Raw genomic sequence first — 6,188 nt, 5'->3', positions numbered from 1 at the left:
AATAGGCTGATTCAAGGCATTTACGGGAGAAAAGATCGGCTCAAACTGAAACTGAGTCAGCCGAGAAGAATTTCCCCGCTTATTCGCACCTTCCCAAGAAAAGTCGCTAGCTCAAAACCGGTGGGCTTGCCTACTAGATGTTGCGGTGCGAACGCGCCACTTCTGTCCACCCTCATGCCTAAATATAAGCACGGGCTCCTTGGGCCAACCTTTGTCGTCTGACGGCAAACGGCGCATCGACCCGGGGCGGGTTTGTCTCTAGCATGGAGGGGAGGCGGAGCCGGGCTCCGTCAAACTGGATGATGGACGAAGTGCGCCTTGCGGACTTCTGGCGGAGAGAAAAGATGAAGCTGCGTTCCTTGTTGATGGTGGGTGCCCTGTTGCTGGGCGGTTGTGCGGTCAATCCCTATGGGGGGACGCCTGCGCCAGTGGGAGAGCCGGACAAGCCGGTGACCAAACCAGAGAAACCCGTGGCCGAGCCTGACAAGGCCGAGCCGGTGCCGGCGCCCAAGCCGGTGGCGCCGACGGGGCTGGCGGTCTCCATGGCGGACGCCTTCCTGAAGTCTGCCGAGGTGCAGTCGATCGCGGGCAGCAGCCCGGTGCTGCTGCTGATGGCACCCCAGAACGGTACAGGTGAGCCCTTCAGCACCCAGCCCATGGCGGTAGCCATGATCCAGCGCATTCAGGCTAACAGCGGCTTTCGCTTCGCCGACCCGGGCCAGGTGGCGGCCATCACGGGTCAGCTCGAATACCAGCAGGGGGGCATGAATCCCGCCTCCCTGGTGCGCCTGGGTCGCCAGACCGGGGCGGGCTACATGCTCTACGGGGATCTCGTCTCCGAGGGGAGCCGCTACCGGCTCGCCATGAGCCTGATGGATCTCAAGAGCGGCGAGCTGCTCTGGAACGCCAGCCGCTCCGCCGCCCGCTGATACCTCTCGCCGGATCCCGCTCGGGCGGGATCCGGCCTCGCCCGTGATATCCCCCGGCCTGTCCTGCGACCGGGGCCGGCTTGCCGATGTTGCAGGCGGCCTCCTCCGCCTTTCCCATGCGCCGTCGATGCGCAGTACCAACTGATCGATCATGGCCCGGCAGCGGATCTTCCCTTCTGTGCGATACTCCGTGAGTCCTGTATAACAGGGGGAGCCTCCCCTCAGATAACAAGGAGCACGGATGGCGCTCTCAGTGGCACAACTCTATGAAGTGATGGCCCAGCTGCCGGATCCCGTCTTCATCCTCAGCGAAGACGGTTATTACATCGAATACATCGGCGGGGTGGAGCAGCAGTCCTACCAGAACGGCAATCCGCTCATCGGCAGGCGACTGCTGGACGTGCTGCCTGAGGACAAGGCCCTGTGGGTGATGGCGCAGGTGGCCCAGGCCCTCGCCAGCGGCCAGGTGCAGGTGGTGGAGTATGACCTCTCCCCCGCCGAGGTGGACGGCATCGATGCCGAGGCGGGCCCCCAGGGGATGCAGCGCTTCGAGGGCAAGATAGCGCCGCTGCCCTCCCTCTACGACGGCAAGCGGGCGGTGGCCTGGGTGACCCGCAGCATCACCCGCCAGCACGAGCTGCAACAGCGGCTCAAGCGGCTCGGAGAGACGGATCAGCTCACCGGCCTCTACAACCGCCACTTCTTCTTCGAACACTATCACCACAGGGTGCAGGGGCAGCAGCTCACCGGCCTCATCATGCTGGATCTCGACCACTTCAAGCAGATCAACGATCGCTTCGGCCACCAGACCGGGGACAGGGTGCTGTGCCGGGTCTGCGACTGCGTGGCCGCCCAGCTGCGGGGGGAGGATCTGTTCGTGCGCAGCGGCGGCGAGGAGTTCCTGATCCTGCTGCCGCAGATAGACGAGGGGATACTGCTGAAGGTGGCTGAGCGGATCCGCGCCGCGGTGGCGGCCCTGGCGCCGGATCCCGCCCCCGTGACCGTGAGCCTGGGCACCACCCTGATCCGGCCGGGCGAGGATCTCGGCACCGTGCTGGCCCGGGCGGACGAGTGGCTCTATCGGGCCAAGCGGGGCGGGCGCAACCGGGTGGCCCACGCAGGGGATCCCTGAAAGGCACCCAGGCTTGCAACGAAAGAGGGCGACATAGTGTCGCCCTCTTTCGTTTGTCTGCGTCTGGGCGCCGTTTCAGCCAAACAGCGTCGAGATGTTCTGGCCCGCCATCAGCAGGCCGATGGCCAGCGCGCTGAACCAGACCAGGGTGGCACTCACCAGGGCGTAGCCGAGGGCGACGAAGAGACCGTCCCGCTGCAACATGCCGATGGCCAGCAGCAGGATGGCCCAGGCGGGCATGGCGTTGGTGAAGGGAATGGCGCCAAGGGGCAGCATCAGCAGCAGGGCCGCCAGCATGATCAGCAGGCCGTTGCAGCGGTTGATGGCGTAGCTGCCGGTCAGGATCAGCAGGCGCGGCCGGATGAGGCGGTCGATGCGGGCCAGCAGATCCGCCCCCTTGTGCAGGGCCGGTTTGATGTGCTCGGCGGCGAAGCGGCGCTCCATCAGGACGGCGGGCAGCCAGGGCACCCGGTTGAGGGTGATGCCGATGCCGATGAAGAGGATCAGCAGCCCGAACGGGGTGCTGACGCCGGGGATGGAGACCGGCAGCAGGAAGGGGACGGTGAGCAGCACGCAAAACAGCAGCATGCCCTGCTCGCCCACCAGGGCCAGCATCTGGCGCAGGCTGATGTGGCTCTCCTCGATGGCGTGGGCGGTGGCCCTCAGGGTATCGGCAAGTGTGCTTTGGGGGTCGTTGAGTTGCGCGGCAACCATTCCTGGGATCCTCATCCTGTTGACGCCACCTCTGTGGCGCCGCCAGCTTACGCAGCAGAGGTTAATCCCAGATGAATAATGTGAACCGGCGCAAGAAATGGATCTCGGGGCCGGGGACCCAACGGGGTGATACAGGCCCCATCAAGGGCGAACGTCGCGGGCTCTGATATGCTTTTCGCATATTTTTGTCAAAGGGAGAGGACCATGAGGGGAGCGAAGAGGATGGTGTCGGGGTTGTTGCTGCCCCTGGCGGGCTGGGCTGCCGAGCCCCCCGCGCCTGGCTGGCAGCTGACGCCCTTTGCGGGATACAGCTCGTCCATCGACTTCGAGGCCATGGACGAACCCGAGCCCACGCCCCATGGCGGCGACCTCGACAGCCTGCAGGGGGAGAGCTCGGGCAGCTGGGGCCTCTTCATCAGCAGGGAGGTGGACGATCCGGGCATGATAGAGTTGCTCTACAGCCACCAGTCGACCCGGGTGTCCCCCGAGCTGCCCGACAGGCTGACGGTGGATACCCTGCACTTCGCCGGGGCCCTGTTTCTCTCCGACAACCTGATGGCGCCCTATCTAGGCGCGGGGATAGGGGTGACCCGCTTCGATGCCTACGACAGCGAGACGGCTCCCTCCATGTCCCTGGCGCTCGGGGTGCAGCCGCGCCTGGCCGAACACCTGGCGCTGCGGGCCGAGGTGCGCGGCTACGGCTCCCTGGTCAACGACGACAGCGCGTTTCTCTGCAACCCCGAGGTCTGCGCCTTCCGGGTGCGGGGAGAGCTGATCACCCAGTGGCAGGCCAATATCGGCTTGACCCTGAGGTTCTGAGCCCCGCTCGGGCTAGACGATGCCCTTGGTGAGGCGACTCAGGGGCTCGTTGACGTCGAACACCTTGTACTGCACCGCGCTGGCGCCCATGGCGAGCACCCGCTGCTCGTGCATGGTGGCGTAGGCGAGGGCGCTTCCCTCATCCTCGAACAGATAGATGCCGCCCGCCTCGCCGGTGCGCGGGTTCTCGGTCCAGATCTTGGAGATGAAGCCCGGCTCCCGGGTGATGGACTCGGCCAGCGGCATGGCCGCAGTGGTGAGGGCCGGTCCCATCATCTCGGCGGGGAAGTTGAAATGGATCTGCAGCAGGCTGGGCATGATAAACCTCTCGTGGCGTTGATTGACGGAATCCGCATCATAGGAAGCCGGCATCTTGGCTGCAAGAAGGCACATTTTCGTGGCATAGTTACCGCAAAGTAACCACTCGCGAGCCATCCCGTGTCCCCACTGCCCTGTCCCGCCTATCGGGTGTTGCGCCTGCTGACCGGCAAATGGAAGCCGGCCATCCTGTTTCATCTGCGTGCCCAGACCCTGCGCTTCGGCGATCTGCGCCGCTGCCTGCCCGAGGTGAGCCAGAAGGTGCTCACCGCCCAGCTCAAGGAGCTGGAGAGTGACGGCGTCATCACCCGCACCCTCTACCCGGACGTGCCGCCCAGGGTGGAGTATGCCCTGAGCCCGCTTGGCGTCGCCCTGCTCCCCCTGCTCCAGCAGATGCACGATTTTGCGCTGAACCACGCCGACCTGCTGGCAGGGGAGGATCCTGCTTCTAGCGGGCCCGCAGCAACCGGCGGCTGAGGGCGGTGACCGCCAGCAGCCGGTAGCCGAGCAGGGTGAGCGCCAGCAGCGCGGGCACCTTGAGGAGTTCCCACCACACCAGCTTGCCCTGGGGGCCGAAGATCATCAGCCACACCACCAGCATCATGTGCAGACAGTAGAGGCCGAGCACCTTGGGCGCCTGGCGCTCCAGCCAGCTGTCCTTGCCCCACGCCGGGTTGGCCAGCAGCAGGCCGAACAGCCCCAGCGCCCAGGGCAGGGAGCCCAGCAGGAAGTCGTGACGAGCGAGGGGGACGGCGGCAACGCGCAGCAGGCCTGCGGCCTCCAGGGCGTAAAGCCCCATCCCCGCCACCATCATCAGGGCGCAGCGCCTGGCGTCCGGCTGCCAGGTGCGCAGGCGCAGCTCGGCGCCCAGGGCCACGAAGAGCAGGGAGAAGAAGGGGCCGTTGCGGGTCAGCAGGGCCCATTCGCCCCCCAGCAGCGGGCCATAGGAGCCGCCGATCAGGGCCAGTCCGTAGAGCAGGGCGCCCAGCAGCAGGGCCAGTCTCGGCAGGCGGGCCCGCTGGCAGAGCCCCAGGATCAGCACCGCCACCATCAGGGCGGGCAGGAACCAGAGGTGGATCATGCCGCCCACCCACCAGACGTTGAGCGGATCCCCCAGCTGCATCTGCCACTGGCCCGCCATGGCGGGCAGGTAGCCCTCCCTCACCGCCGCGACCGGATTGAAGGGCACCAGCAGATAGAGCAGGCTCCAGGCCAGCCAGAGCCCCAGCAGGGGGCGGCAGTAGCGCAGCGCGACCGTCAGTGGGTGACCCGCGGCGAGGGCGGGTTGCAGGAAGTAACCGGCGCACAGGAAGAAGAGCGGCACAGCGAAGCGGCAGAGCTGGTTGATGACGGCCCCGAGCAGGGGGTAGGGCGTGCCGTCCCACAGGGCGGGGTCGAAGGGGTTGCTGAAGGGGGAGAGATGAATGGTCATCACGGCCAGGATGGCCACCACTCGCCCGCATTCGATGCTGGAGATGCGCATGATTCCTCGCGGTGTTCGGGATCTGGGCGCACCCTATCAGCCGCAGGCGACCCCCATCCAGCCGCCAGGCCGCCAACTGTGACCCCGCTCGTGAGCGGTTACCCTTTGTTACCTCGGCCGACGGGGTGTTACTCCGTGGATGCCGGTCGCGGGCTGCGGCTCAGAGCAGGGCCACCAGTACCGTGGTCAGGGCGCTCAGCAGCAGCAGGGCGATGCCGCGACCGGCGGGGCCGTGCAGCTTGTTCCACATCAGCAGGCTGGTGAGGGCCAGCAGCAGCATGGCCAGCGCCGCCAGATCCCCGAACAGCTGCCAGGAGAGGCCGGTGCCCATGCCGCGGTGCAGCCGGTTGAGGCTGGCGGCGAAGTTGGCCTGCTGCAGCTCGGTGCGCACCAGCAGGGTGCCTTCCACATAGCTGGCGGCCACGCTCTGGCTGAGGGTGACGCCGCGCAGCTCCCAGCGGGCCGGCAGGGTGAGGGGGCCGGATGGAGTGGGCAGGGTCTGGGGCGGAGTGATCTGGGGTCGCCCCTCCTCGAATACCTCCGCATAGCGTTGTTGCAGCAGGGCCTTCAGTTCATCCGGGCTGGCCAGCGGCGTGCTCAGCACTATCTCCTCGCTGGATTTCCCGGTGTGGGGGCCCGGCAGGGGCAGCACGGCCCTGTGTTGCAGCCAGAGGCCGGTGAGGCCGTAGAGCAGCATCAGGGTGAGGGTGGCAAAGCCGGCCCAGGCGTGGATGCGGCGCACCCACTTGTTGTTGTGCAGGGGGAGTCTTCTGGGTGTCATTGCTCGTGTGTC

The 6,188-nt window shown here is 66.5% G+C and carries 8 protein-coding genes; 4 read left to right on the top strand and 4 right to left on the bottom strand.

Features of this window, described 5'->3' with window-relative positions:
- Positions 1–344: 344 nt before the first annotated feature.
- Both AB5Y72_RS01020 and AB5Y72_RS01015 read left to right on the top strand, forming a co-directional pair.
- Complete coding sequence (locus AB5Y72_RS01020) at positions 345–929, top strand: penicillin-binding protein activator LpoB (protein ID WP_219143379.1); 585 nt, start codon at positions 345–347, stop codon at positions 927–929.
- 241 nt (positions 930–1,170) lie between these two features.
- Complete coding sequence (locus AB5Y72_RS01015; protein ID WP_209793755.1) at positions 1,171–2,061, top strand: sensor domain-containing diguanylate cyclase; 891 nt, start codon at positions 1,171–1,173, stop codon at positions 2,059–2,061.
- A gap of 75 nt (positions 2,062–2,136) precedes the next feature.
- Here AB5Y72_RS01015 and AB5Y72_RS01010 read toward each other — a convergent pair whose 3' ends face one another.
- Positions 2,137–2,775: an exopolysaccharide biosynthesis protein gene (locus AB5Y72_RS01010; protein WP_042077924.1), complete on the bottom strand. Its 639-nt coding sequence runs from the start codon at positions 2,773–2,775 to the stop codon at positions 2,137–2,139.
- A gap of 204 nt (positions 2,776–2,979) precedes the next feature.
- On the opposite strand from AB5Y72_RS01010, the gene AB5Y72_RS01005 reads away from it, so the two are divergent.
- A complete protein-coding gene (locus AB5Y72_RS01005) occupies positions 2,980–3,594 on the top strand; it encodes an outer membrane beta-barrel protein (RefSeq protein ID WP_325783489.1) in 615 nt (204 codons plus the stop codon).
- A gap of 12 nt (positions 3,595–3,606) precedes the next feature.
- Here AB5Y72_RS01005 and AB5Y72_RS01000 read toward each other — a convergent pair whose 3' ends face one another.
- Entirely contained in the window at positions 3,607–3,912 is a 306-nt protein-coding gene (locus AB5Y72_RS01000; protein WP_219144289.1) for a monooxygenase, read from the bottom strand.
- A 120-nt stretch (positions 3,913–4,032) separates the two neighbouring features.
- Here AB5Y72_RS01000 and AB5Y72_RS00995 point away from each other — a divergent pair, with 120 nt between their 5' ends.
- Entirely contained in the window at positions 4,033–4,389 is a 357-nt protein-coding gene (locus AB5Y72_RS00995) for a helix-turn-helix domain-containing protein (protein ID WP_219143381.1), read from the top strand.
- Here AB5Y72_RS00995 and AB5Y72_RS00990 read toward each other — a convergent pair.
- Both AB5Y72_RS00990 and AB5Y72_RS00985 read right to left on the bottom strand, forming a co-directional pair.
- The gene (locus tag AB5Y72_RS00990) at positions 4,361–5,395 is read right to left on the bottom strand and encodes an acyltransferase family protein (RefSeq protein WP_325783490.1); all 1,035 of its coding nucleotides are present in this window, start codon (positions 5,393–5,395) and stop codon (positions 4,361–4,363) included. The genes AB5Y72_RS00995 and AB5Y72_RS00990 overlap by 29 nt on opposite strands.
- Before the next feature lie 160 nt (positions 5,396–5,555).
- Positions 5,556–6,176, bottom strand: coding sequence for a PepSY-associated TM helix domain-containing protein (locus AB5Y72_RS00985; RefSeq protein ID WP_219143382.1), 621 nt, complete (start codon positions 6,174–6,176; stop codon positions 5,556–5,558).
- Between the last annotated feature and the right edge of the window lie 12 nt (positions 6,177–6,188).

The organism is Aeromonas sp. R7-4 (genome assembly GCF_040908055.1).
GTDB classification, from domain to species: Bacteria; Pseudomonadota; Gammaproteobacteria; order Enterobacterales; family Aeromonadaceae; genus Aeromonas; species Aeromonas sanarellii.
The sequence above is the reverse complement of the archived record's forward strand: the minus strand, read 5'-3'. Positions and strand labels throughout refer to the sequence as shown.